This is a genomic window from Micromonospora sp. CPCC 205558 (genome assembly GCF_036902955.1).
Classification (GTDB): domain Bacteria; phylum Actinomycetota; class Actinomycetes; order Mycobacteriales; family Micromonosporaceae; genus Micromonospora.
Genome location: NZ_JBAKHR010000007.1, coordinates 97534 through 124198, shown reverse-complemented (window position 1 = coordinate 124198; position 26665 = coordinate 97534). Strand labels below are relative to the sequence as shown.

27 protein-coding genes are annotated in these 26665 nt (G+C 72.7%); 18 read left to right on the top strand and 9 right to left on the bottom strand.

The window, feature by feature from the left end; all coding sequences use genetic code 11:
- From V6U86_RS10080 to V6U86_RS10040, 9 genes are all read left to right on the top strand, one after another.
- Nucleotides 1–1050: a zinc-binding alcohol dehydrogenase gene (locus tag V6U86_RS10080; protein ID WP_334501628.1), complete on the top strand. Its 1050-nt coding sequence runs from the start codon at nucleotides 1–3 to the stop codon at nucleotides 1048–1050.
- 4 nt (nucleotides 1051–1054) lie between these two features.
- The gene (locus V6U86_RS10075) at nucleotides 1055–2620 is read left to right on the top strand and encodes an amidohydrolase (protein ID WP_334501146.1); all 1566 of its coding nucleotides are present in this window, start codon (nucleotides 1055–1057) and stop codon (nucleotides 2618–2620) included.
- The gene (locus V6U86_RS10070) at nucleotides 2617–4176 is read left to right on the top strand and encodes a lysine 5,6-aminomutase subunit alpha (RefSeq protein WP_334501144.1); all 1560 of its coding nucleotides are present in this window, start codon (nucleotides 2617–2619) and stop codon (nucleotides 4174–4176) included. The genes V6U86_RS10075 and V6U86_RS10070 overlap by 4 nt, the downstream gene beginning before the upstream one ends.
- Nucleotides 4173–4934, top strand: a complete 762-nt coding sequence (locus V6U86_RS10065; RefSeq protein ID WP_334501142.1) for an OAM dimerization domain-containing protein — start codon at nucleotides 4173–4175, stop codon at nucleotides 4932–4934. Before V6U86_RS10070 ends, V6U86_RS10065 begins: the two co-directional genes overlap by 4 nt.
- Nucleotides 4931–5341: a hotdog domain-containing protein gene (locus tag V6U86_RS10060; protein WP_334501140.1), complete on the top strand. Its 411-nt coding sequence runs from the start codon at nucleotides 4931–4933 to the stop codon at nucleotides 5339–5341. Before V6U86_RS10065 ends, V6U86_RS10060 begins: the two co-directional genes overlap by 4 nt.
- Nucleotides 5342–5444: 103 nt before the next feature.
- The gene (locus V6U86_RS10055; RefSeq protein ID WP_334501137.1) at nucleotides 5445–6782 is read left to right on the top strand and encodes a glutamate mutase L; all 1338 of its coding nucleotides are present in this window, start codon (nucleotides 5445–5447) and stop codon (nucleotides 6780–6782) included.
- Between the two features lie 581 nt (nucleotides 6783–7363).
- Nucleotides 7364–9067, top strand: a complete 1704-nt coding sequence (gene lnt / locus V6U86_RS10050) for an apolipoprotein N-acyltransferase (protein ID WP_442934913.1) — start codon at nucleotides 7364–7366, stop codon at nucleotides 9065–9067.
- A 34-nt stretch (nucleotides 9068–9101) separates the two neighbouring features.
- A complete protein-coding gene (locus tag V6U86_RS10045; RefSeq protein ID WP_334501135.1) occupies nucleotides 9102–9911 on the top strand; it encodes a polyprenol monophosphomannose synthase in 810 nt (269 codons plus the stop codon).
- Between the two features lie 68 nt (nucleotides 9912–9979).
- Entirely contained in the window at nucleotides 9980–10498 is a 519-nt protein-coding gene (locus V6U86_RS10040) for an FxsA family protein (protein ID WP_334501133.1), read from the top strand.
- 81 nt (nucleotides 10499–10579) lie between these two features.
- Here V6U86_RS10040 and V6U86_RS10035 read toward each other — a convergent pair whose 3' ends face one another.
- From V6U86_RS10035 to V6U86_RS10025, 3 genes are all read right to left on the bottom strand, one after another.
- Nucleotides 10580–10921 (bottom strand): RNA polymerase-binding protein RbpA, encoded by a 342-nt coding sequence (locus V6U86_RS10035; protein WP_030327608.1) that lies wholly within the window; start codon nucleotides 10919–10921, stop codon nucleotides 10580–10582.
- A gap of 230 nt (nucleotides 10922–11151) precedes the next feature.
- The gene (locus V6U86_RS10030) at nucleotides 11152–12306 is read right to left on the bottom strand and encodes a hypothetical protein (RefSeq protein ID WP_334501129.1); all 1155 of its coding nucleotides are present in this window, start codon (nucleotides 12304–12306) and stop codon (nucleotides 11152–11154) included.
- A 26-nt stretch (nucleotides 12307–12332) separates the two neighbouring features.
- Entirely contained in the window at nucleotides 12333–13706 is a 1374-nt protein-coding gene (locus V6U86_RS10025; protein WP_334501127.1) for an MFS transporter, read from the bottom strand.
- A 57-nt stretch (nucleotides 13707–13763) separates the two neighbouring features.
- On the opposite strand from V6U86_RS10025, the gene V6U86_RS10020 reads away from it, so the two are divergent.
- From V6U86_RS10020 to V6U86_RS10010, 3 genes are read left to right on the top strand one after another with little or no spacing between them, the layout of a single operon-like run.
- A complete protein-coding gene (locus V6U86_RS10020; protein ID WP_442934912.1) occupies nucleotides 13764–14411 on the top strand; it encodes a TetR/AcrR family transcriptional regulator in 648 nt (215 codons plus the stop codon).
- 55 nt (nucleotides 14412–14466) lie between these two features.
- Nucleotides 14467–15807 carry a flavin-containing monooxygenase gene (locus V6U86_RS10015; RefSeq protein WP_334501125.1) on the top strand — a complete coding sequence of 447 codons (1341 nt, stop codon included), beginning with the start codon at nucleotides 14467–14469 and terminating at the stop codon, nucleotides 15805–15807.
- Nucleotides 15804–16628: an SDR family NAD(P)-dependent oxidoreductase gene (locus tag V6U86_RS10010; RefSeq protein WP_334501123.1), complete on the top strand. Its 825-nt coding sequence runs from the start codon at nucleotides 15804–15806 to the stop codon at nucleotides 16626–16628. The genes V6U86_RS10015 and V6U86_RS10010 overlap by 4 nt, the downstream gene beginning before the upstream one ends.
- A 9-nt stretch (nucleotides 16629–16637) precedes the next feature.
- Here the strand turns inward: V6U86_RS10010 and V6U86_RS10005 are convergent, their stop codons facing one another.
- Nucleotides 16638–17288 (bottom strand): LysE family translocator, encoded by a 651-nt coding sequence (locus tag V6U86_RS10005; protein ID WP_334501121.1) that lies wholly within the window; start codon nucleotides 17286–17288, stop codon nucleotides 16638–16640.
- Between the two features lie 232 nt (nucleotides 17289–17520).
- Between V6U86_RS10005 and V6U86_RS10000 the strand changes: the two genes are divergently transcribed.
- The gene (locus tag V6U86_RS10000) at nucleotides 17521–18012 is read left to right on the top strand and encodes a J-domain-containing protein (RefSeq protein WP_334501119.1); all 492 of its coding nucleotides are present in this window, start codon (nucleotides 17521–17523) and stop codon (nucleotides 18010–18012) included.
- A gap of 31 nt (nucleotides 18013–18043) precedes the next feature.
- Nucleotides 18044–18583, top strand: coding sequence for a GNAT family N-acetyltransferase (locus V6U86_RS09995; protein ID WP_334501117.1), 540 nt, complete (start codon nucleotides 18044–18046; stop codon nucleotides 18581–18583).
- A 3-nt stretch (nucleotides 18584–18586) separates the two neighbouring features.
- On the opposite strand, the gene V6U86_RS09990 is transcribed toward V6U86_RS09995, so the two are convergent.
- Nucleotides 18587–19153 (bottom strand): maleylpyruvate isomerase N-terminal domain-containing protein, encoded by a 567-nt coding sequence (locus V6U86_RS09990; RefSeq protein WP_334501621.1) that lies wholly within the window; start codon nucleotides 19151–19153, stop codon nucleotides 18587–18589.
- A 72-nt stretch (nucleotides 19154–19225) separates the two neighbouring features.
- On the opposite strand from V6U86_RS09990, the gene V6U86_RS09985 reads away from it, so the two are divergent.
- Nucleotides 19226–20248: a helix-turn-helix domain-containing protein gene (locus V6U86_RS09985; RefSeq protein WP_334501116.1), complete on the top strand. Its 1023-nt coding sequence runs from the start codon at nucleotides 19226–19228 to the stop codon at nucleotides 20246–20248.
- A 7-nt stretch (nucleotides 20249–20255) separates the two neighbouring features.
- On the opposite strand, the gene V6U86_RS09980 is transcribed toward V6U86_RS09985, so the two are convergent.
- Nucleotides 20256–20729, bottom strand: a complete 474-nt coding sequence (locus V6U86_RS09980; RefSeq protein WP_334501114.1) for a hypothetical protein — start codon at nucleotides 20727–20729, stop codon at nucleotides 20256–20258.
- Between the two features lie 56 nt (nucleotides 20730–20785).
- Entirely contained in the window at nucleotides 20786–21649 is an 864-nt protein-coding gene (locus tag V6U86_RS09975) for an NmrA family NAD(P)-binding protein (protein WP_334501112.1), read from the bottom strand.
- 86 nt (nucleotides 21650–21735) lie between these two features.
- Between V6U86_RS09975 and V6U86_RS09970 the strand changes: the two genes are divergently transcribed.
- Complete coding sequence (locus V6U86_RS09970) at nucleotides 21736–22455, top strand: TetR/AcrR family transcriptional regulator (protein WP_334501110.1); 720 nt, start codon at nucleotides 21736–21738, stop codon at nucleotides 22453–22455.
- A 335-nt stretch (nucleotides 22456–22790) separates the two neighbouring features.
- Nucleotides 22791–24173 (top strand): FAD-dependent monooxygenase, encoded by a 1383-nt coding sequence (locus V6U86_RS09965; protein WP_442934918.1) that lies wholly within the window; start codon nucleotides 22791–22793, stop codon nucleotides 24171–24173.
- A 99-nt stretch (nucleotides 24174–24272) separates the two neighbouring features.
- On the opposite strand, the gene V6U86_RS09960 is transcribed toward V6U86_RS09965, so the two are convergent.
- Nucleotides 24273–25025, bottom strand: coding sequence for an aminoglycoside phosphotransferase family protein (locus tag V6U86_RS09960; protein WP_334501108.1), 753 nt, complete (start codon nucleotides 25023–25025; stop codon nucleotides 24273–24275).
- A gap of 47 nt (nucleotides 25026–25072) precedes the next feature.
- On the bottom strand, nucleotides 25073–25327 hold the full coding sequence (locus V6U86_RS09955) for a hypothetical protein (RefSeq protein WP_334501106.1): 255 nt from the start codon (nucleotides 25325–25327) through the stop codon (nucleotides 25073–25075).
- A 330-nt stretch (nucleotides 25328–25657) separates the two neighbouring features.
- On the opposite strand from V6U86_RS09955, the gene V6U86_RS09950 reads away from it, so the two are divergent.
- Entirely contained in the window at nucleotides 25658–26665 is a 1008-nt protein-coding gene (locus V6U86_RS09950) for an RNA polymerase subunit sigma-70 (RefSeq protein WP_334501104.1), read from the top strand.

The window sequence follows — 26665 nt, the reverse complement described above, 5'->3', positions numbered from 1 at the left end:
GTGGGACTGCACCGCGTCGTGCAACCGGCGGGGGTGCTGCCGCAGGCGGCTTGGCGCTTGGACGCGTCGCCGGCGATCGCGCCGAACGAGGTGCGGATCCGGGTGCAGCGGCTCAACCTGGACGCGGCGAGCTTCCGGCAGTTGTCGGAGAAGCACGGCGGGAACGGTGACGCGGTCCGCGCCGAGGTGCTGGAGATCATCACGACGCGGGGGAAGATGCAGAACCCGGTGACCGGGTCGGGTGGGATGCTGATCGGCACGGTCGAGGAGGCCGGTCGGCGTTCTCCGCTGGGGCTCAAGGCGGGGGAGCGGGTCGCCACCCTGGTGTCGTTGACGTTGACGCCGCTGGTGATCACCGACGGGTTGGCCCGTTGGGACGGGCGCAGTGAGCAGGTGCCGTGTGACGGGTGGGCGATCCTGTTCGCGCGGTCCATCGCGGCGGTGTTGCCCGACGACGAGGATCCGCAGTTGTCCCTCGCGGTGCTGGACGTGTGCGGGGCGCCCGCGCTGACCGCCCGGGTGGTGTCGGGCTACGTCGAGGAGCGTCGGCGTAGCGGTGATCCGACGCCGGTGCGGGTCGCGGTGATCGGTGGGGCCGGTAAGAGCGGGTCGTTGTCTCTTGCCGCGGCGCGGCGGGCGGGTGCCGCGCGTACCGTCGGTGTGGTGCCGGTGGCGGCGGAGCGCGACGCGCTGACGGCCGCCGGGCTGGCGTCGGTGGTGGCGTTGGCTGACGCGCGCGACCCGGTGGGGTTGTCGACGGCGGTGACGACCGCGCTGGGTGTGCCGGCGGATGTGACGGTCGTCTGTGTGGATGTGCCGGGGTGTGAGCATGGGGCGGTGCTGGCCACCGCGGACGGCGGCACCGTGATCTTCTTCTCGATGGCGACGAGCTTCTCGGCGGCGGCGTTGGGCGCGGAGGGGTTGGCGGCGGACGTGACGATGCTGGTGGGCAACGGGTACGTGCCGGGGCACGCGGAGTTGGCGCTGGGGCTGCTGCGGGCCGAGCCGGGGGTGCGTCAGCTGTTCGCGGCGCGGGTCGCGGCAGACTGAGGTCATGACGAACCCCTCGACGTTGTATCGCGGCGGCGTGCTGCACTGCCCCGCCGATCCGAGCGCTACCGCGCTGCTGGTGTCCGGTGGACGGATTGCCTGGTTGGGCACCGATGGTGACGCGCCGTCGGCCGACCGGGTGGTGGACCTGGGTGGGGCGTTGGTGACGCCGGCGTTCGTCGACGCGCATGTGCACGCCACCGACACCGGGTTGGCATTGTCCGGGCTGGCGTTGTCCGGGGTGCGCTCGGCGGGGCAGTTGCTCGACGCGGTGGCGGGGTTCGCGGCGGGTCTGCCGGCGGACGCGGTGGTGCTGGGGCACGGGTGGGACGAGTCGGGTTGGTCGGATCCGACGTTGCCGGACGCGGTGGCGTTGGACCGGGCGGCCGGTGGGCGGCGGGTGTATCTGTCGCAGGCGTCGATCCACTCGGCGTTGGTGTCGTCGGCGTTGCTGGCGGCGTGCCCGCAGGTGGTACGGGCGGCCGGGTACGACGCGTCGGGCTGGTTGCGGCGCGACGCGCATCATGTGGTGCGGGCGGCGGCGCAGGCGTCGGTGAGTAGGGCGCAGCGGGTCGCGGCGCAGCGGGTGGCGTTGGCGCACGCGGCGTCGTTGGGGATCGCGGCGGTGCACGAGTGTGGTGGCCCGCAGATTTCCGACGAGGAGGACTTCACCGGTCTGTTGGGCATCTCCGGTGCGGGGTTGCCGGAGGTGTACGGGTACTGGGGTGAGTTGGGTGGCGCGGCGCGGGCCCGGGAGTTGGGTGCGGTGGGCGCCGGTGGGGACCTGTTCGCCGATGGGGCGTTGGGGTCGCGCACGGCGCACGTGTCGCAGCCGTACGGCGACGGTGAGGGTTGCGGGCACGGGTACCTGACGGTCGAGCAGGTGCGCGATCACTTGTTGGACTGTGCGGCGCACGGCATGCAGGGCGGGTTCCATGCCATCGGTGACGCGGCGATCGGCACGGTCCTGGACGGTTTCGCGGCGGCGGCGCAGACGTTGGGTGTGGAGCGGCTGCGGGCGGCCCGGCACCGCATCGAACACGCGGAGATCATGAGCAAGGCGTTGATCGCGCGGTTCGTGGAGTACGGGGTGGTGGCGAGCATGCAGCCGGCGTTCGACCGGTTGTGGGGTGGCGCGGGCCGGATGTACGAGGCGCGGTTGGGGTTGGACCGGTCGTTGGAGTCGAACCCGATGGGTGCGATGCACTCGGTGGGGGTGGCGTTGGCGTTCGGGTCGGATTCGCCGGTGACGCCGCTGGACCCGTGGGGGTCGGTGCGGGCGGCGGCGGCGCATCACAACCCGGCGCAGCGGATGGGTGTGCGGTCGGCGTTCGCGGCGCACACCCGGGGTGGGTGGCGGGCGGTGCATCTGGATGTCGAGGGGGTCCTCGCGTTGGGTGCGCCGGCGACGTTCGCGGTGTGGTCGACGCCGGCGGGGGTGCAGCGGGGTCTGCCGGTGTTGCTGGCCGAGGACCCGGAGGCGCGGGGTCCGGAGGACCCGACGCCGCTGCCGGTGTGTCGGCGCCTGGTGCTGCGCGGTGAGGTCATCTATGAGGAAGGGTCATCATGACCGGGAAACTTGATCTTGATCCGGTGTTGGTGGCGCGGGCGCGGGAGTTGGCGCGTCGGGCCGGGCAGCCGGTGGTGGACCTCGCGCGCAGCCACACCACCGTGTCGGTGGAGCGGGCGGTCCTGCGGTTGGCCGGGGTGACCGGCGCCGACCCGGACGGCATTCCGTGGGTGAACCGGCTCGTCGACGCGGTCGCCGCGGACGTGGGGTTGGGTCACGGGGTGGCGGTGCCGGTGTTCGACGCCCTGGTGCGTGAGGGCAGCACCGACGTGACGTTGCTGGCGCAGAAGGCCGCCGCCGGGTCGGTGCGGTTCACCCAGCCCAGCGGGCGGGCGGCGACGGCAGCCCGGTCGGCGGCGCGCAAGGCGGTCGGTGCGGGCATTCGGCGCATCGACCGGCGGCGGGCCGAGCGGGACCGGCTCATCACGCGGCACGGGGACCCGAAGCAGCGGCCGTGGATCTACCTGATCGTGGCGACCGGTGACATCTACGAGGACATCCCGCAGGCGCAGGCCGCCGCGCGGGCGGGCGCGGACGTGATCGCGGTGATCCGCTCCACCGGGCAGTCGTTGCTGGACTACGTGCCCGAGGGCGCGACCCGGGAGGGGTTCGCCGGCACGTACGCCACCCAGGAGAACTTCCGGCTGATGCGCGCGGCGTTGGACGAGTCGTCGAAGGAGGTGGGCCGCTACGTGCGGTTGACCAACTACGCGTCCGGGCTGTGCATGCCGGAGATGGCGACCCTGGCCGGGCTGGAACGCCTCGACATGATGTTGAACGACTCGATGTACGGGATCCTGTTCCGCGACATCAACCCGGTGCGCACGTTCGTCGACCAGCGGTTCTCCCGGCAGGTGCATGCCCGCGCCGGGATCATCATCAACACCGGTGAGGACAACTACCTGACCACCGCCGACGCGGTCGACGAGGCGCACACGGTGACGGTGTCGCAGTTGCTCAACGAGTTCTTCGCGCACGAGGCGGGGTTGGCGGACTGGCAGTTGGGGTTGGGGCACGCGTTCGAGATCAACCCGGAGGTGCCGGAGTCGTTCCGGTTGGAGTTGGCGCACGCGTTGCTGGCCCGGGAGTTGTTCCCCGACGCGCCGTTGAAGTGGATGCCGCCGACGAAGCACATGACCGGTGACGTGTTCCGGGGCAATCTGCTCGACGGGTTCTTCAACCTGGCCGGCGCGCTGACCGGTCAGGGCATCCTGCTGGTGGGGATGATGACCGAGGCGGTGGTGACGCCGTGGCTGTCGGATCGGGACATCGCCCTGCAGAACGTGCGCTACGTCCTCGGCGCTGCCGGTGGGCTGCACGAGGACTTCGTGCCGGCGCCGGGCGGGTTCATCCGCCGCCGCGCCAATCAGGTCCTCGGTGAGGCGTTGGACCTGTTGGAGCGCATCGGGGAGCAGACGTTGCTGACGGCGATCGCCGAGGGCACCTTCGGGATCATGAAGCGGCCCGCGGGCCGGGGCAAGGGCCTCGACGGGGTCGCCGCGCACGAGGCCGACTACTGCAACCCGGCCACCGACATCCTGGAGGCCGCCGCGTGAGCGCGCAGACCGGTAAGCAGATCGTGCGCCCGTACGGGGACACCACCGGTGATGGCATGGTGCAGGTGTCGTTCACCCTGCCGGTGAGCCATGACAAGCGGGCCGAGGGCGCGGCGGTGCAGTTGGCCAACAAGATGGGCATCGACCCGGCGATGGTGGTGCACGCCAAGCCGATGGGCGACGGGTTCACGTTCTTCGTCGTCTACGGGCGGGTGAACCACCTGGTCGACCTCAACGCCGTGCAGGTGGTGGAGCGGGACTTCGCGTTGCTGTCGGCGAAGGACGTCAACACGGTGATCAAGCAGCGGTTGCGGCGCAAGCTGTCGGTGGTCGGGGCCTGCATCGGCACCGACGCGCACACCGTCGGCATCGACGCGATCCTCAACGTGAAGGGCATCGCGGGGGAGAAGGGCCTGGAGTACTACCGGGAGTTGAAGGTCACCAACATGGGCGCGCAGGTCAGCGTGCCGGAGTTGGTGGAGACCGCCCGGGCGGAAAAGGCCGACGCGGTGCTCGTGTCGCAGGTGGTCACCCAACGCGACGCGCACCTGCACAACACCCGGGAGATGTCCGCGGCGTTCCGGGAGGCGATGCCGGCGGGGCGGCGGCCGCTGCTGATCGTCGGCGGTCCTCGGTTCGACGAGACGATGACCGACGAGTTGGGCGTCGACCGGATCTTCGGTCGGGGCACCACGCCCGGCGAGGTGGCCAGCTACCTCGTGCACGCCCTGATCACGCAACGGAAGGCGCAGGCATGACCGACGCACGGCTCGGGTTGACGGTGACGCACCGGCGGTATGTGCCGTACTCGCACGCCCACTACGCCGGCAACCTGGTCGACGGGGCGTACGCGCTGGGGTTGTTCGGCGACGTCGCCACGGAGGTGTGCATCCGCACCGACGGCGACGAGGGTCTGTTCGCCGGGTACGCCGACGTGCGGTTCCTCGCGCCCATTCACGCCGGGGACGTGGTGCAGGTGACCGCGCGGGTGTCGCGGCTGGGTACCCGCAGCCGCACCCTGGAGTTGAGCTGCGCGGTGGTGTGCCGGGGCCGCCCGGACCGTTCCGCGTCCGCCGCGGAGGTCCTCGACCCGCCGATCGTGGCGGTCACCGCGACCGGCACCGTGGTCGTCCCCGCCGCCACCAGCGTGAGTCGCGAGGAGTGAGCCGGGGTTGCGAGCCCCGCAGTCGCGAACACCACAGACACGGTGAGTCGCGAGCAGTGAGCCGGGGTTGCGCGAGCCCGGCAGTCGTGAACAGGGGAGCGCTGTGACCCTGGTGGTCTGCGCGGACGTCGGTTCCACGTACACGAAGGCGGCGGTGGTGGACCTGGCCGCCGGTGTCCTCGTCGGCGCGTCGTCGGCGCCGACGACGGTGGGCACCGACGTGCTGCACGGCCTGGACGCCGCGGTCGCGGCGGCCACCGCCGGGCTGCCGGTGGGTGACGTGCCGTGGTACGTGTGCTCGTCGGCCGGTGGTGGGTTGCGGTTGGCCGTGATCGGCTACGAGCCGCTGGTCACCGCGCAGGCGGGGCGGCGGGTCGGGTTGTCGGCGGGCGCGCACGTGGTGCACGTCGCGGCGGGTCGGCTCGGCGCGGCCGACCTGACGGCGTTGCGGGCGGCCCGACCGGATGTGGTGCTGCTCGTCGGTGGCACCGACGGCGGTGACGCCGACACGATCACCCACAACGCCACCCGGCTGGCCCGGGCCCGGTGGCGCAGGCCCGTCGTGTACGCGGGCAACGCCGACGTACGCGACGTCCTGACCGGGTTGCTGTGCGACGCCGGGGTGCCGGTCACCGGCGCGGAGAACGTCCTGCCGCGCATCGGGGTGCTCGCCCCGGCGTCGGCGCGGGCGGCGATCCGCGCGGTGTTCCTGCGTCACGTCATCGGTGGTAAACGGCTGTCGCGGGGCGCCCGGTTCGCCCGGCTGGTGCGGGCGGCCACCCCCGACGCGGTGCTCACCGGTGTGGAGGTGCTCGCCGACACCCTCGGTGGTGACCTCGCCGTGGTCGACGTGGGTGGGGCCACCACCGACGTGTACTCGGTGCTCACGCCCGACGAGCGGGCCACTGGGCCGGGCCGGGAGGTCGCGGGGAGTCTGTGGCGGGCCCGCACCGTGGAGGGCGATCTGGGGATGCGGTGGAGCGCCCCGGGGGTGGTGCGCGCCGCCGTCGAGGAGCGGTTGCTCGCCGCCGACGAGGCCGACGACCTGACGGCAGCGGCGGCGCGGCGGGCGGCCGACCCGGCGTTGCTGGCCGTCGACGACGTCGAGCGGGCGGTGGACCGGCGCATCGCCACCCTCGCCGCGACGGTGGCGCTGCGCCGGCACGCCCGGGGGGCGGCGACCGGTGAGCGGGCCGGGCGGGACCTGCGCGACGTGCGGTTGCTCGTGGGCTCCGGTGGGGTGTTGCGGCACGCGCCGGCGGACGTGTCCGGGCAGGTGCTGACGGCGGTCCTGGCCGATCATGCCGGCGGGTGGGCGCTGCCGCGCGCCGCGGCCACAGTGGTCGACGCGGACTACGTGCTGGCCGCCGGAGGGCTGCTCGCCGAGGAGCACCGGGCGGCCGCGGGGGCGCTGCTGCGTCACCATCTGCGTACGCATTGAGACTCGCCGACCCGACACGCCGTGTCGCAACACACGACAGGCCGGGTGCGGGTTGACAACCGACGGGGGTCGGCACGTACCGTCTTTGAGTCCTACCACGGGAAGCGGCTGTTGTTCGCTTCGTCCCTTCGTCCGCTGGCCGAGCGACATTTTTCAGCGTCATAGTCGCGGCGGCCAGGTCCAGCGGGCGGGGGTCGGCGGGGCGGCGCGAACCGGCCGCGGTTACCGGTGTACGGGCAGGGTGAGGTGCACGGCCAGTAGACAACGGCCCGGCGGGGGCAGCCAGTCCACGTCCGGTCGGTCCGAAGGTCGTCGTGCCCCATCCTCGCCACACCGGCCGGGAAGGGCCTGGGAGCATCGGGGCGCGGCGCAAGCCGCGCCCCGATTTCATACCCCCCCCCCCACGACCGCGCCGATCTTGCGGTTTGTGTCGTTGATGTGGGTGGGAATGCCCCTTGTGTCGGCGCAGAATGCGCAAGATCGCCGACTGGGGGTGGTACGGCGCCCCTCAGCACGGCCCGACGCGGCCGTCGGGACCCTCAGCCAGGTAGCCTTCGCCGGGTGATCGAGGTGAAGCTGCGGTGACGATGCTGGACCGGGATGAGACGCACGCCCCGACGGGGCTGCCCCAGCCGGTTGGCCCCGGTGGGCCGTTGCCGCTGCGGGTCGCCGCGCCGCTGGCCGTGGCCGCCGGGCTGGCCCTGCTGGTGGCGTTCCCCCCGTACGGGGTGTGGCCGCTCGCGCCCGTCGGGGTGGCGTTGCTGGCCGCCGCCGCGCACCGGCGGCGGTTGCGGGCCGGCGCCGGGCTGGGCTTCCTGACCGGGGTGGCGTTCTTCGCCCCGCTGCTGGCCTGGACGAACCTGCACACCGGTTACCTGCCGTGGGTGCTGCTGTCGCTGCTGCAGGCCGGCTACCTGGCGCTGCTGGGCGCGGCCACCGCCTGGGCGTCGCCGCTGGCCGACCGCAACCGTTGGGCGTGGCCGGCGGTGACCGGGCTGCTCTGGGTCGGGCAGGAGGCGCTGCGCGACCGCACCCCGTTCGGCGGGTTCCCGTGGGGGAGGTTGGCGTTCAGCCAGGACGAGTCCCCGCTGCTGCGCCTCGCCGCGCTGGGTGGCGCGCCGCTGGTGACGTTCGCGGTGGCGCTCGTCGGCGGGCTGCTGGTCACCGCCGCCTGGCGCGGCTGGGTCACCCTGCGCCCCACCAACCCCACCGGCACCGACACCACCACGGGGCCAGCCACCACCGCGCCGCCCGCCGACCCCGCAGGCGGCGCGACGGCCACCGCGCCCGCGCGGCGGTGGACCCCGGTGCTCGCACCGGCCGTCGTGGCTGTCGCGCTGACCGCCGGGGCGCTGCTCGTGCCCGTCGCCACCGCCGGGTCCGGCGCGGACGTCACCGTGGCGATCGTGCAGGGCAACGTGCCGCGGCTGGGCCTGGACTTCAACGCCCAACGACAGGCGGTGCTCAACAACCACGTCGACGCCACCATCGAGTTGGCCGCGCGGGTCACCGCCGGGCAGCAGAAGCGACCCGACCTGGTGGTGTGGCCGGAGAACTCCAGCGACATCGACCCGCTGCGCAACCCCACCGCCGGTGCGCGGATCTCCCAGGCCGCCGACGCCATCGGCGCGCCGATCCTGGTCGGCGCGGTGCTGCTGGGCCCCGACGCCGGGCAGGTCCGCAACGCGGGCATCCTGTGGCGCCCCGGCACCGGCGCGGACCTCGACCAGCTGTACACGAAACGCCACCCGGTGCCGTTCGCCGAGTACGTGCCGTTGCGCGACGTGGCGCGGATGGTCAGCAAGCAGGTCGACCTGATCCGCACCGACTTCGTGCCCGGAAGCACCCCGGGCGTGGTACGCGCCGGCCCCGCCGTGCTCGGTGACGTGATCTGCTTCGAGGTCGCCTACGACGAGGTGGTCCGCGACACCGTCACCGGCGGCGCACAACTGCTGGTGGTGCAGACCAACAACGCCACGTTCAACGTGGCGGAGGCCCGCCAGCAGCTGTCCATGGTGCGGCTGCGGGCGGTGGAGCACGGACGGCCGGCGTTGATGGCCTCCACGGTCGGCGTGTCCGGGTTCGTCGCACCCGACGGGCGGGTAAGCGATGCCACCGGGTTCAACACCCGGGAGGTCGTGGTGCGGCAGATGCGCCTCGACGACGGACGCACCCTCGCCACCCGCCTCGGCTGGTGGCCTGAGGTGGCGCTCGCCGCGCTGGCCGCGGCGGCCCTGGTCGGCGCGGCGGTGCTGCGCCGGCGGCAGCGGGTCATGCCCGGATAGCAACAGCCGGTACGCCGGCGGGAGCGGAGGAACCATGATCCAGGCGACCGATACGATCCGACGCCCGGACGAGGTGCCCGGCGTGGGCCGGGTGCTGGTGGTGATCCCCACCTACAACGAGGCCGACAACATCGCCGCGATCGTGGGCCGGGTCCGGCGCGCCGTACCGGCGGTGCAGATCCTCATCGCCGACGACAACAGCCCCGACGGCACCGGTGCGATCGCCGACGCCCTCGCCGACGGCGACGCGCACGTGCAGGTGCTGCACCGCCGGGGCAAGCAGGGCCTCGGTGCGGCGTACCTGGCCGGGTTCGGGTGGGCGCGCGAGCGCGGCTACCAGGCGGTCGTGGAGATGGACGCCGACGGCTCGCACGCCCCGGAGGACCTACCGGCGTTGTTGGACGCCGCCCGCGACGCCGACGTGGTGATCGGTTCACGGTGGACCAGCGGCGCGCGGGTGCTCAACTGGCCCCTGCGGCGGCTGCTGCTGTCGCGCGGCGGCAACCTGTACGCGCGCCTGGCGTTGGGCATGCCCGTCTCGGACGCCACCGGCGGTTACCGGGTGTACCGGATCAGCGCGTTGGACGCCATCGACCTGGAGTCGGTGACCTCCCAGGGCTACTCGTTCCAGGTGGAGCTGTCACGCCTGGCGCACCGGGCCGGGGTGCGGATCGTGGAGGTGCCGATCACCTTCGCCGAGCGGGAACACGGCGACAGCAAGATGAGCCCGAAGATCGTGGCCGAGGCGCTGTGGCGGATCACCGCCTGGGGTGTGCGCGACCGGCGTCAGTCGGTACGCCGGGGCCTGCACGGCACGGCCACCGGTCAGGCCCGGTGGCCGTGAGCGTGGTCGTGTCATGCTGGATGAGCGGACCACGTCCGTGGTGTCCGCAGGAATGGCGATGAGGTGAGATGCGCCGAGGACTGAGGTTCGTACCGTTGGCCCTGTTGCTGGCGGTGGTGCTGGAGCTGGCGGTGTTCGTCGGCGTGGGACGGGCGCTGGGGTTCGGTGCGGCGCTGTTGCTGGTGTTCGCCGCGTCCCTGCTGGGGTTGGTGCTGCTGCGCCGTGAAGGGATGCGCGCCTGGCGTGGGTTCCGCTCTGCCGCGGCTGCCGGGCAGCCCCCGGGTGGGCAGGTGACAGACGGCCTGGTGGGGTTGGCGGGGGCGCTGTTGCTGGCGGTGCCCGGCCTGGTCAGCGGGCTGGTCGGGGTGCTGCTGCTGGTGCCGCCGCTGCGTCGACTGGCCCGCGCCGGGGTGCGACGTGCCACCGAGCGGCGGGTGTCGTCGATGGTCGCCGGTGACCTGTTCGGGCCCCGCACGGTGCGGGTGCGCCAGGGCGCGCCGCAACCGACCCCGCAGCCACAACAGCCGGTGGTGGTCGACGGCGGTCGGGCCATCGAGGGCGAGATCGTCGAGCCCGGTCGGCACTGACACCAGGCACCCACCGCCCACCAGACACGACGACGCCCCCGGGGGTTTCCCCGGGGGCGTCGTCGTGGTGCGTCGTGCGGCTCAGGCGCGGCCGCGGCGGGTCCGAACCTCCTGCAGGCGCTCCTCCAGGATGTCCTCCAGCTCGGCGATCGAACGCCGCTCCAGAAGCATGTCCCAGTGGGTACGCGGCGGCTTGGCCTTCTTCTGCTCCGGCTCGCTGCCGTCGACGAGTCGGGCGACGCTGCCGTCGAACTTGCATTCCCAGGTCGTCGGGACCTCGGCGTCGACGGCGAACGGCACCTCGAACTGGTGGCCCTTGGCGCAGAGGTACTCGCGGGTCTGACGCGGCGCGAGCTCCGTGTTGCGGTCGGATTCATAGCTCACCGCGCCAAGGCGGCTTCCGCGCAGCATACGCTCGCCCATGATCGACTTCCCCTCGTTCGTGGTGCTGGTCTTCTGGGTGTAACGGTGCGTCCCCGCCGAGCCATTCCCGCCCGAGGGCGTGAGGCGTCCACGGGTGGGCCGGGACCAAGGGTAACCGGCCGGGACACGCACCCGGAGAGGTGATCCCCGGGCAGGTCCCGACACGGTGTGTGTCCGCGGCCACCGGGGAGGTTAACCGCTCGAGCCTACCGGAGGTTGCGCCTCGATCCTCAGGTGGCGGCGCCGTCAGTGGCTGCGCCGAGGCGGGCCAGTGCCAACGCCAGGTCGCTGACCTGGTCGCCGAGCTGCGCCACCCGCCGCTGGGCCAGGTCCCGGTCGGTCTCGGCGGCGTCGAGTCGTACCGTCAGTGCGGTGACCTGGCCCTCGGCGGTCGCCGCGGCCTGCCGGGCCGCCGTCAGCTCGGCGGTGAGCGTGTCGCGGTGCGCGGCCAGGGCGGCCAGCTCCGCGCGCAGCCGCGCGGCCAGCTCCGCGGCCTCCTGCCGGGCCTCGTCGGCCTGCCGGGCGGCGACCTCGGCGCGGTCGCGGGCCCGATCGGCCTGCTCGCGCGCCCGGGCGGCGTCGGCGGCCTCGGCGCGGGTCCGCGCAGCGTCGGCGCGGGACTGCTCGATCTGTCGGCGGACGTCCTGCACCTCGGCCTGCCACCGCCCGGCCCGCTCACTCGCCTCGGCGGCGGCCCGGGTGGCCCGCTCGGCGTCGGCGCGCAGCGCGTCGCGTTCCACGCTGAGATCGGCCACCCGCTGCCGTTCGGCGTCGCGTTGCGTGCGCAGCTCCCGCACCTCGGCGCGGGACTGGTCGCGGTCGCGCTCGGCCTGGGCGCGCAGGGCCTCGGCGGCGCTGGCGTCGTGGCGCGCCTGGTCGCGGGCGGCCTCGGCGTGCTGTGCCCGCTCGTCGGCGGAGGTGGCCTGCCGCTGCGCCAGTTCGGCGCGCTGGCGGGCGTCGTCGGCCTCGGCGAGCGCGGCGCGGGCCTGCTCGCGGGCGCGCGCCGCGTCGGCCGCGGCGGTCTCGGCGTCGTCGCGGGCGTCGTCGCGTTCGGTCTGCGCCGCCGCGATCTCGGTGGCGGCCTCCGCGCGGGCCTGGGCGAGCTGGCGCTGCACACCCACCGGGGACAGCTCGGCGTGCAGCGACTCGGTCAACGTCTCGACGATCTGGTCGAGCCGGTCCACCGCCTCCCAGGTGCGGGCCACCTGCCCGGGCAGGCCGGGGGCGTTGCGGTGGCGCATCCGGCTGTTGCGGGAGGCGCGCTGGCAGGCGCCGTCGTTGTCGCGGCAGTAGCGAAACGGTCGACCCGCGCCGACACGCTGCGGCACCGGCGCTCCACAGTGGGCGCAGGGGCGGGTCTCGGTGGTGCTGGGCTGGGCGTCCATCGAGGGCGAAGTCTAGTGCCGGGCAATCAGCTCGTCGTCCGGGCCGTCGCGTCCAGGGTGTAGCGGCGTTGCAGCAGCAGCGCCGCGAGCATCGCCACCGCCGGGAGCAACCCGAAGCCGTAGCGGACCGCCGCGAGCGCGGCGTCGGGCTGCACCGGCGACTCACCGGCCGTCGAGGCCACGAACCCACCCACGGTCAGGCACAGCGCGTACGCGTACGGGCCCAGCGCCGCGCCGGTGGCCTCGGTGGCCGTCCACACCCCGGTGTAGGTGCCGGCCCCGGTGGGGGTGCCGTCGCCGTCGGCGGTGTGGGTGGCGGCGCGGATCACGTCGGGCAGCATCGAGAACGGCAACAGTTGCATGCCGGCGAACGCCACCCCGAGCACCGCCACCGCGGCGACGAGCACCGGCAGGCCCGCCGGTCGGCCCACCGCCAACACCAGGGAGCCGATCGCGAACGCGCCCTGCGCGCCGAGCAGCGCCCGCTGTTTGCCGACGCGGCGGGCCACCACCAGCCAGGCCGGGGTGACCAGCAGCGCCGGCGCCACGAACGCGGCCACCAGCACCGTGGTCAGGCCGGGGGCGCGCAGCTCGTACTCGGCGTAGTAGGGCACCCCGGCGAGCACCAGGTGGGTGGTGGTGGACATCGCCAGGTACGCGGCGACCAGCCAGCGGAACTGCCGGTCGCGCAACGCGATGCGCAGCGCCCGCCACCCGCCGTGCCCCGCCGGGGTCCGATCCGCCGCGGAGCCGCGCAGCCGGGCGATGCCGGCGACACCGACCAGCATGGCCACCAGCATCCCCACGGCGAGGACCACACCCATGCGCTGGTAGCCGCCACGCGTCGCGGAGTCGCCGCCGGTGAGCAGGGGGGCCAGCAGCCCGGCGACCAGGATGCCCAGGGTCAGCACCACCATCCGGAACGCCATCAGCCGGGTGCGTTCGTCATAACCGATCCGCAGGTCGGCCGGGGTGGCCAGGTAGGGGACCTGGTAGGCGGCGAAGAGCAGGTTGCCGGCGATGAAGAACACCGCCACCCACGCGGCCGCCGGCGCGCCGGTCAGGCCGCCGGGCACGGCGAAGAGCGCGGCGAACGCGACCGGCAGGGCGCAGCCGAGCAGCAGCAGGCGACGTCGGTCGCCGCGTCGGGTCTGCTCCACGTCGGCGCGGTGCCCCACCCAGGGGTGCAGCAGCACGTCGGCGATCTTCGGCAGCAGCAGCGCCAGGCCGGCCAGCCACGGCCCGACGGCCAGCACGTCGGTGAGGAAGTAGAGCAGCAGCAGGCCGGGCACTGTCACCCAGACGCCCATGCCGAGCGAGCCGGTGGCGAAGCCCGCCAGCGGGCCGCGGGGCAGTGTCGTGTCGGTGGCGGCCACGGGCCGCCGGTCCAGCCCGGTCATCGCCGCATCCTCTCCGCAATCCAACGGTTGCTGGATTCTAGGGGCAGAATGACGGCCATGACCATGCCCCGCCGCCGCCCGGGTCGGCCCCGCCGCGACGAGACCCGGCCGACCCGCGAGGTGGTGCTCACCGCGGCGACCGCGCTCTTCGCCGAGCGGGGCTTCGACGCCGTCGGGCTGCGGGAGGTCGCCGCCGCCGCCGGGGTCGACGTCGCCACGGTCGCGCACCACACGGGTACGAAGGCAGCCCTCTACGACGCGTGCTTCGCGCGGGTGTTCGCCGCCGAGCGGGAGGTGCTGATCGCGGCCGCCGAACAGGCCCGTACCGCCCTCGACGCCGGTCCGGACGCGGCGCGGCGGGCCCTGCACGAACTGGTCGACGTCTTCGTCGACTTCCTGGAGGATCGCCCCGAGACCACCGCGCTGTGGCTGCGCCGCTGGCTGGAGCCGCAGCGGCACGCCGAGCTGGACCAGCGCTACGCCGACCCGTTGTACCGGCTGGTCGCGGAGCTGCTCACCGCCGCCGCGGCGGCCGGCGCCCTGGCCGAGCCGACCCCGCACATCACCGTGCGGAGCCTGGTGTGGGCGACGCACGGGCATGTGGTGGCGTTGGCCGCTGGCGCGCCCGGCGCTCGGGAACGGCGCGAGTTCCGGGCGTTCGTGCATCGCCTGCTCGACGGGCTGTACGGACCACCGACCCCTTGACGGACCACCGCCGCCCGGCGATTATCCATCGGACGTTGGATTAATGGGGGCGGCAATGGGCGGACCACCACGGGTGGCGGTGATCGGGGCCGGCGCCGCCGGGCTCGCCGCGGTCAAGGCACTACGCGACGCCGACGTGCCGACGGTGGGCTTCGAGGCCGCCGAGCAGGTCGGCGGCCTCTGGGTGTACGGGGCACCCGACTCGCCCGCGTACCGCACGCTGCACCTCAACACCAGCCGTGGCCGCACCCAGTTCGCCGACCACCCGATGCCCACCGACTGGCCGGACTACCCCGACCACCGTCGCGTCGCCGGCTACCTCGCCGACTACGCCACGCGTTTCGGCCTCGCCGACACCATCCGACTGCGCCACACCGTCGAGCGGGTCACCCAGAATCCCACCGGCACCTGGACGGTGACCGCCAGCGGCCCGACCGGCCCGACCGAGGTCACCGTCGACGCCGTGGTCGTCGCCAACGGACACAACCGGGTGCCCCGGCTGCCCGATCCCGGGTACCCCGGCGTCTGCACCGCCGAGCAGATCCACAGCCACGACTACCGGGGCCCGGAGCAGTTGGCCGGCAGGCGGGTCCTGGTCGTCGGCGGCGGCAACTCCGCGATGGACATCGCCGTCGACGCGTCGTACGCCGCCACCCGCACCCTGCTGTCGCTGCGCCGGGGCGTCTGGGTGGTGCCGAAATACCTGCTGGGCCGTCCCTCGGACACCCTCAACGGGGCGCTGGCCCGCCGACTGCCGTGGCGGCTGCGTCAACGCATCAGCCAGACGATGCTGAGCGCCACCGTCGGCAACCCCGCCCGCTACGGGCTGCCCGCGCCGACGCACGGCTTCCTGCAGGACCATCCGACGCTCTCCGACGGGCTGCTGTCGCGGCTGACCCACGGTGACGTCGAGGCCCGACCCGGCGTCGCCGCCCTCGACGGCGACCGGGTGGAGTTCACCGACGGCCGCAGCGACAACGTCGATCTGATCATCTGGTGCACCGGCTACCGGGTGGACGTCCCGTTCCTCGACCCGGCGCTGCTCGCCGGGGGCGCCGACACCCTGCCGTTGTACCGGCACGTGTTCCACCCCGACGCCCCCGGGCTGAGCTTCGTCGGGTTGATGCAGTCCACCGGTTCCGCGTTCCCCCTGGTCGAGGCGCAGGCCAAGCTGATCGCGGCGCAGCTGGCCGGTCGGTACGCGCTGCCGGACCCGGAGCGGCAGCGTGCCGCCTGCCGGGCCGAGCTGCGGGCCGCAACCGCCCGCTGGGGTCAGCGCCGCCCGGCGATGCGGGTGGACTTCGACGTCTACCTGGCCGAGTTGGCCCGGGAGTTGACCGCCGGGACCCGCCGCGCCCGCTCCGGCGCGACGTCCCCGGTGGGGGCACCCCGGTGAGCGGTCGATCGCTGGCCGGTCGGCGGGTGCTGGTCACCGGGGCGAGCGGAACGTTCGGCCGCCACCTCGGCGCGGCGCTGAGCGCGGCCGGTGCCCGGGTGGTGGGGCTCGACCTGCACGCCCGTCCCGACGACGACGTGCCGGTGCTCGGCTGCGACCTGACCGACCCGGACGCCGTACCGGCGGCGGTGCGGGCCGCCGTCGACCGGCTCGGCGGGCTCGACCTGCTGATCAACAACGCCGGGGTCGGCGGTCCCGCGCCGGCCGAGTTGCCACCCGACGAGGTGGTCCGCCGGCAACTGGAGGTCAACCTGCTGGCCGCCTGGCGCACCACCGCCGCCGCGCTGCCCGCACTGCTCACCGCGCGCGGACGGGTGATCTTCGTGGCCAGCCGGATGGCGGTGCTGCCGCTGCCGCTCGCCGCCGCGTACGGGGTGAGCAAACGGGCCCTGGTCGCCTACGCCGACGCGCTGCGCCACGAAGTGGGCACCCACGTCGGGGTGAGCGTGGTCTACCCGAGCATGGTCGCCTCACCGATTCACGACAGCACCGCCGAGGCCGGGCTGTCCCTGCGGGGGGTGTCGCGCCCCGAGCCCGTCGAAGGGGTGGTCGCGGCGATCCTGCGCACCGCCACCGCCCGGCGGGCCCCCCGCGATGTGGCGACCACCGCACGCGGCCGACTGGAGATGGCCGTCGGCCGACACGCGCCCGCGCTGGCCGACCGGCTGGTACGCCGTACCCTCGCAGCCCGGCTCGCTGCCGGTGACCTGGACGCCGCGCCGCTGGCCGCCGGAATGATCGGCCGCCACCGGGAGCGGTGACCGCCCGGGTCAGGGCGTGGCGACCGCGGCGCGCGAGCGGTCGGCGGCGATGCGCACGGCCAGCGCCGCGAGCGCGGTGCCGGTCACCCACCGCTGCACCCGCAGCCACACCGGCCGGCGGGCGAAGAACCCCGCGAGGGCGCCGGCGCTGAGCACGATCAGCGCGTTCACGCTCAGCGCGACGGCGATCTGGGTCAGACCGAGCAGCAGGCTCTGCGTGGCGAGGTGCCCCCGGGTCGGGTCGACGAACTGCGGGAGCAGCGACACGTACAGGATGGCGATCTTCGGGTTGAGCAGGTTGGTGACCAGGCCCATGGTGAACAGTCGCCGGGGTGGGTCCGGCGGCAGCGGCGCGGGCGTGAACGGTGAGCCCCCGCCCGGACGCAGCGTCCGCCAGGCCAACCAGAGCAGGTAGCCGGCACCGGCGAGCTTCACCACCGCGTACAGCGTCGGCACCAGGACGAAGACGGTGGCCAGGCCGGCGACCGCCGCCGCCAGGTAGACGCCGAAGCCGGCGGCCACCCCGAGCAGCGAGACCAGCCCGGCCCGGCGGCCCTGCGCCACCGAGCGTGACACCAGGTAGACCATGTTCGGGCCGGGCGTGAGCACCAGCCCCAACGCCACCAACGCGATGCCCAGCACTGCACCCGTACCCACCACGACGATTCCCCCGTTCAATGGACCCCACACCGACCGTAATCGGGATGAACATCCCCACCCAGGGCCACCTGGCAGGAGGTGGCCTGCGATCCGGGGTGATCCACTCGCGTTCGGTGCTTCCCGGCGGCACGCTGCGCGGGAATGCTCGCCGGCGCCGGCGCGCTGATCACTGGCGAGCGCGCGTCGCCGGGCAGAGGCGGCGCGTTACGGTGGCCAGGGGAGGTGCCGCAGGGTGACTGATGCGTGGGAAGCGTCCGTGGAGGCGAAGATCCAGGGTGCCGTGCAGCGCGGCGAGTTCGACGACCTGCCCGGCATGGGCAAGCCGATCCCCGGCCGTGGGGCGCCCTACGACGAGTCGTGGTGGATCAAGAGTTTCCTGGAGCGCGAGGCACTCCCCAGTGACCTGCTGCTACCCACGTCACTGCAACTGCGCCGACGCATCGAGCAGGTCCCCGACGAGGTCCGTGACCTGCCCACCGAGCAGTCCGTCCGCGACTTCGTGGCGCAGCTGAACGCGCAGATCGTGGCGTGGCTGCGCTTCCCCGACGACGGGCCCCGGGTCGCGGTGCGCCCGGTGAACACCGATGACGTGCTCCGCCGCTGGCGCGCGGAACGGGCCCGGCCCGAGGTCAGGACGACCGTCACCGAAGCGGCGGCCGTCCTGCTGCCGCCGCGCCGGCACGGCCGCGGCTGGTGGCGGCGGTGGCGCCGTCGACGGGGCTGACCCCGGGCCACAGCCACGGCAGACTGTGCCGATGCTGATCGAATCGCGGACACCCGGCACGCCCTCGACGCCGGGTGTCGCCCTGCGTCAGTGGTGCGCCGACGACCTGGACGAGCTCGTGCGGGCGTACCGGGATCCGGTCCTGCGTCGCTGGACCAGAGCTCCGGTGACCACCGCCGCCGAGGCCCGACGGTGGCTGAAAGGCACACTGCGCGACTGGGCCGACGGCCGCCGCTACACCTTCGCCGTCCTCGAAGAGCAGGCCGACGGCGCCCGGCTGGTGGGCAACGTGGTGCTCAAGGGGGTCACGTCGGAGCGACCGGCCCCGGAGGTGGGCTACTGGACGGCGTCGTGGGCACGCGGTCGCGGCGTCGCCCCGCGCGCCGTCACCGCGCTGAGCCGCTGGGCGTTCGACCGGTTTCCCGAGGTGGCCCGTCTTGACCTGCTGCATCAGGTGGACAATGTGGCGTCCTGCCGGGTGGCGCAGAAGTGCGGGTTCGTGTTCCAGGAGGTGTTGCCGGCCCGGCCGCCCTTCCCACTCGACGGGCACCGGCACGCCCTGCACGCCTAGTCGTCAGTCCACTCTGGCCCGCCAGACCCAGGAGGTGAGCCGGGCCCGACCGGGCAACTCACCGCGGCCGGTCGTCCAGAGCAGCACCTCGGGCGCCGGCCCGGTCGGGGCATCCGGGAAGAGTCGGCGCAGCACCAGCGCGCACAGCCGCTGCGGCGGCTGCCAGGGCACACCGAGGCCGAGGGTGATGTCGTGGGTGTGCAGCAGGGTCTCGGCCACGCCCATGGCGGCGAAACCGGCCGGGTCGCACGGCCCGAAGTGCCAGGCCCGCATGTCCGGCGGGGCGGCGTCGACGGCGGCGGCGAGCAGACCCGCGCAGGCCCGCGCGACGGTGAGCACCTGCGCGGGGCTCGCGTCGGGGGAGACCCGCAGGTCGTACGGCAGGTAGCCGTCATCCGGGCGGCCGGTGACCTGGCCCGCGTACGCGAGAAGGTCGTGCGCGATGTGCGCCGCGGTGGTCCAGCAGCTCCAACTCAGCGAGCCGGCCGGCACCGACCAGTCGCGTTTCCGGTGTGGCATCAACACCCGGGTCGTCTCGTCGGCCGCCTCCAGCAGGTCGGCGCCGCTCACCGCTGACACTCGCCAACCTCCCCGGAAACCACTGCGCCTGGGAATTCCGTCATGGGTGCAAGCGATCGACGCATGCGAGAATCCATCCTCGCATGCGGGGAGGCGAGAAGAGTGTTGCCCAACCTGGTGGTGGACACGACGGTGTTACCGCCGGCGGACCGGTTCGAGTTCTGGTACGCACTGATCGCTCAGGAGACGGCGCCTGCGCACATCAGCAGCGGTCACCTGGACAACTTCGTGGCCTACGCCCAGGCCATCGATCTCGGCCGCGTTCGGATGACCTCGCTGCGGTACCCGTCGCTGGACTCGGTCCGGCCCGCGAAACTGGTCCGCAGAACCGAGGGCGACGTGTACCAGCTCGCGCTCCCACTCACCGGCCGCAGCACGCTGATCCAGGACCGCACCGAGTCCATGTTGGAAGCCGGAAACCACTTCACACTCCTGGACACCGCGCGGCCGCACGTCGCCCGGCACAGCGCTGACGGCCCCGGTCTCGCCCACACGATCACCGTGCAGATACCGCACGCGTCGCTGCCCCTGGCGCCGGACCGGGTCCGCCGCCTGCTCGCCACGCCGCTGCCGTCACACCTCGGCGTCGGCGGGTTGTTGGCCCACCACCTGCGCAGCATCGCGGCGCACCCGGAGCAGTATCAGCCCGCCCAGGCCGAGGTCCTGGGTGGTGTGGCCCTGGACCTGCTCGCCGCCGCGCTCGCGCAGTATCTCGACGTCGAGGACACCCTGTCGCCGGAGGCCCGGCAGACCGCGCTGCGGGCCCGCGTCGTCGACTTCATCGACCGCCATCTTGGCAGTGACGAGCTCAGCCCACGCAGCGTCGCCGCCGCCCACCACATGTCGTTGCGGTCGCTGCACCGCCTGTTCGAAGGTGAGGCGACGACGGTTGCCGAACTCATCCGCTCCAAGCGCCTGGAGCAGTGCCGTCGTGATCTCGCCAACCCGTTGCTGCGGCAGCCGATCCATGCCGTAGCGGCGCGTTGGGGATTTCGGGAGAAGGCCCACTTCAGCCGCCTCTTCCGGGCTCGCTACGGACGTTCACCGCAGGCCTACCGGGCGACCGTCACGCGCCGGGATCGGTGACCGGCCACTACCGGCGGTCGGTCGGATCGTCAGCGACGAAGTCACCGACGGCGGCGCGGATGCTGTCGCCGTACGGGTCGTCGGGTAGCCGCACCAGGTGTTCGCGGGCAAGGGCGAGGTGCTCCCGGGCCGCGGCGACGTTGCCCAGCCGCCGGTGGCAGTCGGCCAGATTGAGGTACAGCGACGGCAGGAACGCCTGGACCTGGAGCGCGGGCAGGTGTCGCTGGGCGCGTTCGTCGGTCAGCTCGGCCACCGCGGCCAGGGCGCGTTCGTCCCAGCTCAGCTCCGCCTCGGTGCTGTCCTGCAGGTCGGCGAGGTAGTGCGCCAGCGTGCATCGGTGCAGGGCGTCGCCGGTGGGGCCGAGCTCGTCCCACAGCGCGGCGAGCAGCGCACGGGCCTGGGCCGGTGCGCCGCTCCGGCCGAGCTGCACGGCCTCGCCGATGCGGGTCATGGTGGGGTCGGCGATCGATTGGTCGGTCATGCCGCCGATGCTCGGGCCTCAACCCGGTCGAGGGTCAAGCTCCGCCGACCGACCCCTCACCGCTGGGCGACGATCGCCTCGAGCACCGAGCGGACGGGCGTCGGGCGGTGGCCGATGACTGTCTCCAGCGTCGGGTCGGTCACCGCGAACTCTCCTTCCCGTGCCGCGCGGTAGATGCCGAGGGTGAACTCGGCTGCCGCCGAGGGCATGCCCCGCTCGATGGCGGACGCCAGCCACTGCTCGTCATCCACGGCGACACGCTCGACGGTGCGGCCCGTGATGTCGCTGAGGATGGCGGCCACCGCCGTGAGGTCGAGCATCTCCGACGCGGTCAGCGGTGCCGTGACCCCATCGAGCACGCCCTCCTCGGTGAGGGCGACGGCTGCGGCTTCGGCCAGGTCGGCGTGTGCGGTCCAGGACACCGGGCCGTCGGCCGGCGCCACGAGTTGACCGGTGTGCAGCGCCGTACCGATGGAGAGGCTGAGCGTGCTCGCGTAGAACCCGTTGCGCAGGGCGGTGAAGGGGACACCCAGGCCGGCCAGGTGCTCCTCGGTCGCGGCGTGCGTGGGCTGGGCGGCGAAGAGCGAGTCCCGGGAGGCGGCCTGGTGGCTGGTGTAGAGGATTCGTTTGGCTCCCGCGGCGTGGGCGGCGTCGATGGCGGCGCAGTTCGCCGCGATCGCGGCGTTGCCGCGGATGGCGGCGGACACGACGAGGACCGTGTCGGCTCCCTCGAAGGCGTGCTCCAGCGTGGCCGGGTCGGTGAAGTCCGCGGCGCGCACCCGCACGCCACGCTCGGCGAGGGCCGCGGCCTTGGCGGTGTCGCGCACGCTCACGCCCACAGCGTCGGGTGGTAGCCGGTCGAGCAGCCGGTCGACGATCTGCGAGCCGAGGTGCCCGGTGGCACCGGTGACGACGAACATGATGAACACTCCCTCGTTAACAGCGTTACGTCAGCGACGTTAGCAGCGATACGGCGAGGTTAACAAATCGCTGTTAGCATCGATTCATGGCGACGACGCAGGACACGGCATCGCGCGACGACATCCGTGCGGGCATCGTCGCGGCAGCGACCCAACTGCTGCGCGAGAACGGCGCGAACGCGGTGACGACGCGCGCCGTCGCCCAGGCCGCAGGGGTGCAGGCGCCGACCATCTATCGCTTGTTCGGTGACAAGGACGGCCTGATCGACGCCGTCGCCGAGCACGTCATGGCGAGCTACGTCAGCGGCAAATCGGCCGCAGCCGACGTCACGGCGGGCGACCCGGTCGCGGACCTGCGCTCCGGATGGCGCGCGCACGTCGAGTTCGGCCTGACAAACCCCGAGCTGTACGCGCTGATCGCCGCACGGGGGAGCCGTGCGCCCTCACCGGCGACGGTCGCGGGCCTGGACGTGCTCCGGCGCCGCGTCCGGCGACTCGCCACGGCCGGCCTCCTGCGGGTCGACGAGCAGCGCGCACTCCTGATGGTCCACTCGGCGGGCAACGGCACCATCCTCACCCTGCTGGGAATGCCCACCGACCAGCGCGACCTCGCTCTGGGCGAGGCCATGCTCGACGCCGTGCTCACCAGCATCCTGGCGACAACTCCGGCGACACCCGACACAAGGACCAACGCGGTCGCGGTGACCTTCGCGACGGTGCTGCCCGACCTCCCCGGGCTCACCGACGCCGAACGCGCGCTGATGGCCGAGTGGCTCCACCGATCACTGACCCACCCGACGCCATGATCATGCGGCGAGAAAAGACCTCGACGCGACCGCGCCGAGGGAGATAGCTTGCAGTCGACCGCGACACCGCCCGAGGAGGTGAGACCCATGAACGTTGTAGCGATGTGGGTGCTTCCCCCTGCCGTCACGGTCGAGCGACTGACGTAGGTGTCGCCGGGAGCGCCCTGCCCACACGGCACTCCCGAAAGGCAACACCTGTGCCCTCTTCACACGTCACCGCCGAGCCGCCGTCGACCGATCCGGTCCGGCACGACCTCACTGCGGGCGACGGTCCCGCGCTCCCATCGTCGACTTCCTTCGACGTGGTCATCGCCGGCTGCGGGCCGACCGGCGCGATGCTCGCCGCCGAACTACGACTGCACGACGTCCGGGTACTCGTTCTCGAGAAGGAGACCGAGCCGACGTCGTTCATCCGCATCGTCGGCCTGCACATCCGCAGCCTCGAACTGATGGCGATGCGCGGACTGCTGGATCGCATCCTCCCGCACGGAAGACAGCGTCCGGCCGGCGCCTACTTCGCCGCCATCGCCAAGCCCGCGCCCACGGGCCTGGATTCCCGGTACGCCTACCTGCTGGGCATCCCGCAACCGGTCATCGAACGTCTCCTCGAAGAACACGTCATCGAGTTGGGCGCGCAGGTCCGGCGCGGTCGCGCGGTCAGCGGGTTCGCGCAGGACCACGAGGGTGTGACCGTCCAACTGTCCGACGGAGAACAACTGCGTACGCGCTACCTCGTCGGCTGTGACGGCGCGCGCAGCACCGTACGCAAACTGCTCGGCGTCGGCTTTCCCGGCGAGCCCGCACGGACCGAAACGCTGATGGGCGCGATGGGAGTGGGCGTGTCACCGGAGGAGGTCACCGCCATGCTCGCCACCATTCCCGAGACCCACCGGCGATTCTGGCTCCGTCCCGCAGGCGCGGGGGTCTACAGCGTCCTGGTCCCCGCCGCAGGGGTCAGCGACCGGTCGGCACCACCCACCATCGAGGATTTCCGACAGCAGTTGCGGGCCATCGCCGGCACCGACTTCGGCGTGCACTCCCCGCGCTGGCTGTCCCGCTTCGGGGACGCCACCCGGCTGGCCGAACAGTATCGGGTCGGCCGGGTGCTCCTGGCCGGCGACGCGGCCCACATCCATCCCCCCATCGGCGGACAGGGCCTCAACCTGGGAGTCCAGGACGCCGTCAACCTCGGTTGGAAACTGGCCGCACAGGTCCGCGGCTGGGCGCCGGAGACACTGCTCGACACCTACCAGGCCGAACGCCATCCGGTCGCCGCCGAGGTGCTGGACAACACCAGAGCCCAGACGGAGTTGCTGTCCACCGAACCGGGCGCACAGGCCGTGCGCCGGCTGCTCACCGAGCTGATGGACCTCGACGACGTGAACCTCCATCTACTCAAGAAGATCACCGCTATCGGCATCCGCTACGACTTCGGCGACGGCCCCGACCTGCTCGGCCGCCGGCTGCCCGACATCGACGTGAAGCACGGACACCTCTACGGTCTGCTGCACCGCGGGCGTGGCCTGCTGCTGGACCGCACCGAACGCCTGACCGTCGGCGGCTGGTCCGACCGGGTCGATCACCTCGCGGATTCCACCGCGGCACTGGACGTACCCGGCCTCCTGCTCCGCCCCGACGGCCACGTCGCCTGGATCGGCGACGACCAGCAGGATCTGGACCACCACCTCGCCCGCTGGTTCGGCCGGCCCGTCCACTGATCCCACCGAACCAACAGGTGCCGAGCCGTGGCGACGTCCCGGTGGGTCGGGACGTCGCCACGACACCCCACCGGAATCGGCGTCACGCTGGCCGGTGGTTCAGAAGGATTTTTGGCACAGCCCATCGGCGTACCTGATGATCCACGCCGCGTCGCGTCGATAGAGCCCGACGTGACTGCGAACCGTTTCCTGACCCCGGTCAGCGCGGGCCTCGGTGAAGGTGGCGAGATCGTGCAGCCGCGCAACGGCGACGGGCAGGATGTCCGCCGGTGCCAGGTGCGAGCCGTAGGCAGCGCAGAGCAGACGCAGGCGTCGCGCGCGCTCGCCCAGGTCGCTGTCAATCGCGTCGCGGGTGCTCGGGTCGGCCAACGGCACCAGCCGGTAGGCAAGGTACGCCAGATCCCACGACCGGGGGCCTGGCGAGGCCGTGTCCCAGTCGATGACGCCGCTCAGCCGCCGATCGGTGAAGACCATGTTGTACGGCGCGAAGTCGTTGTGGCAGATGACCTCGACCGGCTGCCGCACCGCGGACTGCCAGACGGCATCGGAGACATCGAAACCCAGACTGGCCTGGTGAAGATGCGAGAGGTAGGCACCGGCGTCGGTGAGGACCTCCCGGCTCCAGACCCAGGCCGGCAACGGGTACCGAGGCACGACGCCCGGTAGGTACGAGACGCGGTCACGCCCATACTCATCGGTGCCCAGCGGCCGCGGCACCCCGGTGAGGCCACGGTCGTGAAGGTGCCCCAGCAGGCGCTGCACGGTCGGGTTCCAACCGGCGGCAGCTCGCCGAACGGTGTCACCCACGCGTATCGCGCCGCCCATGTTGCCTCCGGGCAATATCTCCTCCACCGGAGGATGCTCCCGTTACACCTCGCCTACCGCAACCGCGTCGATCGTCATTCGCTGGCGGCTAGTTCGCGAAGCACCGGGCGCAGCCGATCGGCCAGGGCCGCGTCCGTGCGAGTGAGTTCTGCGGTCAGGGCCGCTACGGCGGCCGACAGTGCGCGACGCAACTCGGGCTCATCCAGGGAGCGGAACAGGGTCGTTTCGAGCGGCCCGGCGATGGTGGTGGGTAGAAGGTGGGCGCCTTTGGCGTAGCTGGTGGCATGGCCAAGGCGCTGGCAGGCGAGTGAAATCGTCTGGGTGCGCATGGCGCTTATCCAGTGCTCCGCTTGCCAGTACCTACCTCGCTCGATGCTGATCCGCGCGTGCAGTGCATGGTGCCACGCCAGGCCAACGATTCCGTCGTGACCGCTCGGCTGGACCGGCCGCGACGGTGTGGATCGCCCGAACACGAGTCGCCAACTCGGGCCTTGCGGCCCGAAATCGGCTTCCGCGCTGAAGGCGAGTGAGCCTTTCCCCACCGCCGCGATAGGAAGCAGCTGGGCAGATTGAGGCCGGTGTCGGCGGCCGCACCGATCAGAAATCCTCCGCCACGTCGTCAGTTCTGTGAGCTCCCACCGGTGGAAGGATTGCTGACCATGACCGACGCCAGCCTGCCGGGCGCCAACGAGGCCGCGTTCATCGCGGCGGCCCGCTCAGACGACACGGCACGGTTCGCGCTCATGACGGAGCGCCACCGGCGTGAGCTGCAGGTGCACTGCTACCGGATGCTCGCGAACTACGAGGACGCCCAGGACATGACGCAGGAGACGTTCCTGCGAGCGTGGCACAAACGAGCGTCGTTCAGGGGCCACGCGGCATTGCGGACCTGGCTGTACCGGATCGCGACGAACGCCTGCCTCGACTTCCTGAAGAGGCGCAACGACCGCACACCCATACCGACCGAGCTGGCGGACGTCGGCTCCGAGGTGCTGTACCTGCAGCCGTACCCCGACCGGATGCTCCCCGAGGACCCGCAGGAATCGGTCGTGGCGCGGGAAACGATCGAGCTGGCGTTCATCGTCGCCGTCCAGCACCTACCGCCGCGGCAACGGGCGGTGTTCATCCTGCGTGACGTCCTCGGCTGGCCGGCGGCGCAGGCCGCCGACGCCCTCGAACTGACCGTCGCGTCGGTGACCAGCGCACTACAGCGGGCCCGCGTGACGGTGCGCGAGCAGCTGCCCGACCGCCGCCTCGACTGGCGGAGACCCGCCACCGACGAGCTGTCGAGTGACGAGCGCGGCGTGGTGAAGTCGTACATCGACGCCCACGAGCGCAACGACCTCGACGGGCTGACGTCCCTGCTGCGCGACGACCTGCGCTTCGTGATGCTGCCCGAGGCGGGCACCTCGGTCATCACGGCCAAGGACGCGGTGGACGGCTGGGTCTCCGCTGGCCTCTTCCAACGCGGCTACGACGACTGGCGCGGTATCACCACGACGGTCAACCGCATGCCCGCCGCCGCGCTGTACCGCCGCACCCCCGACGACCCGGCTTACCGCTTGTTCACCATCGCCGTCCTGCGCATCGTCGACGGGAAGATCGCCGAACTCACCGGATTCGACGCCGCCGACAAACCATGGCTGGACCTGCCCCCGACACTGTGA